Raw genomic sequence first — 1,833 nt, 5'->3', positions numbered from 1 at the left:
CCGGCGAGCGGCAGCGCGATGACCAGCCACAGCAGGCCGAGGACGCCGTCGGCCTCGGCGGGGGCGACCACCGGGACGTGCGTCTCGCTCGAGGCGAGCGCGAGTGCGGAGAGTGCGTGCATGGAACGTCCTCAGAACTTCAGCAGGCTGGCGTCGTCGACCGAGGCCGAGCGTCGGGTGCGGAAGATGGTCATGATGATCGCCAGCCCGACCACGACCTCGGCCGCCGCGACCACCATCACGAAGAAGGCGGCGACCTGGCCGTCGAGGTTGCCGTGCTGGTGGGCGAACGCGACGAAGGCGAGGTTGCAGGCGTTGAGCATCAACTCGACGCACATGAACACGACGATCGCGTTGCGCCGGGTGAGCACCCCGATCGAGCCGATCGTGAAGAGGATCGCGCTGAGCACGACGTACTCGGTCACTCCTCCACCTCCTGTGCGGCCGAGCCGATCGGCGCGGCGTTCTCCTCCGTGGAGCCGGTCGCAGCCGTCCGGCCGGCCGTCTCCGGCACCTCGGCGGGCTCGACGCCCAGCTGGTCCTTGATCGCCTCGATGTCCTTCAGGCCGGTGGCCTGCATCGTGCCGCGGGCGGCGAGCACCCGGGACACCGACGCCGGGGCCGGGCTGCCGTCGGGCAGCAGGGCCGGGGTGTCGACCGCGTTGTGGCGGGCGTAGACGCCCGGGGGCGGCAGCGGCCCGAGGTGCGCCCCGGTCTCGGCGTACGCGCGGACTCGGTCGGCCGCGATGTCCGCCTGGGTACGACGCGGCGTGAGCCGCTCGCGGTGCGCGAGCACCATCGCCCCCACCGCCGCGGTGATCAGCAGCGCGCTGGTCACCTCGAAGATGAACACGTAGCGCGAGAACAGCAGGTTGGCCAGCGCCTGCACATTGCCGCCGGCGTTCGCCTCGTCGAGGCCGACCGCGGTGCCGAAGGTCAGCTGGCTGAACCCGACCACCATCACCACCACGAACGCGAGCCCGGTGAACCAGGCCAGCGCCCGCTGGCCCCTGATCGTCTCGACGACCGAGTCGGACGCGTCGACGCCGACCAGCATCAGCACGAACAGGAAGAGCATCAGGATGGCGCCGGTGTAGACGATGATCTGCACCGCGAACAGGAAGGGCGCCTCGAGCACCGCGTAGAGCACCGCGAGGCTGATCATCACGACCGCCAGCAGCAGCGCGGCGTGCACGGCCTTGCGGACGAACAGCAGGCCCAGCGCCGCGGCCACCATGATCGGGGCGAGGATCCAGAAGGCGGTCACTGCGCGGCCCCCTCGCCCGGGACGGCGGGGACCGGCACCGGCTGCTGGTAGTCGCCGCGGTAGTAGGCGTCGTCGTTGCCGAGCAGCTGCGCGTGCGGCGGCGCCTGCATGCCGGGCAGCAGCGGTGCCAGCAGGTCGGACTTCTCGTAGATGAGGCTGGCGCGGCTGTCGTCGGCGAGCTCGTACTCGTTGGTCATCGTCAGCGCGCGCGTCGGGCACGCCTCGATGCACAGCCCGCACAGGATGCAGCGCAGGTAGTTGATCTGGTAGACGCGGCCGTAGCGCTCCCCGGCGGAGTAGCGGCCGGACTCGCCGTCGCCCAGGTCGTCCCGGTTCTCGGCACCCTCGACGTAGATGGCGTCCGCCGGGCAGGCCCACGCGCACAGCTCGCAGCCCACGCACTTCTCCAGGCCGTCGGGCCAGCGGTTGAGCTGGTGGCGGCCGTGGAAGCGCGGCGCGGTCGGCAGCTTCTCCTTGGGATACTGCTCGGTGACCACCTTGCGGAACATCGTCCGGAAGGTGACCCCGAACCCGGCGACCGGGTCCCAGAGCTGCTCCTTGAGCGT

3 protein-coding genes are annotated in these 1,833 nt (G+C 71.0%); all 3 read right to left on the bottom strand.

Features of this window, described 5'->3' with window-relative positions:
* Positions 1-131: 131 nt before the first annotated feature.
* Positions 132-425, bottom strand: coding sequence for an NADH-quinone oxidoreductase subunit NuoK (gene nuoK / locus L615_RS03465; RefSeq protein WP_028657193.1), 294 nt, complete (start codon positions 423-425; stop codon positions 132-134).
* The gene (locus L615_RS03460; protein ID WP_145724133.1) at positions 422-1,267 is read right to left on the bottom strand and encodes an NADH-quinone oxidoreductase subunit J; all 846 of its coding nucleotides are present in this window, start codon (positions 1,265-1,267) and stop codon (positions 422-424) included. Before L615_RS03460 ends, nuoK begins: the two co-directional genes overlap by 4 nt.
* Positions 1,264-1,833: NADH-quinone oxidoreductase subunit NuoI (gene nuoI / locus L615_RS03455; RefSeq protein ID WP_145724132.1), on the bottom strand; the 570-nt coding region annotated here is incomplete at its 5' end. The genes nuoI and L615_RS03460, both read right to left, overlap by 4 nt.

It is taken from the genome of Nocardioides sp. J9, assembly GCF_007829375.1.
Taxonomy (GTDB): domain Bacteria; phylum Actinomycetota; class Actinomycetes; order Propionibacteriales; family Nocardioidaceae; genus Nocardioides.
Note: the sequence above shows the minus strand (reverse complement) of the source record. Positions and strands in the feature narration are given on the sequence as shown.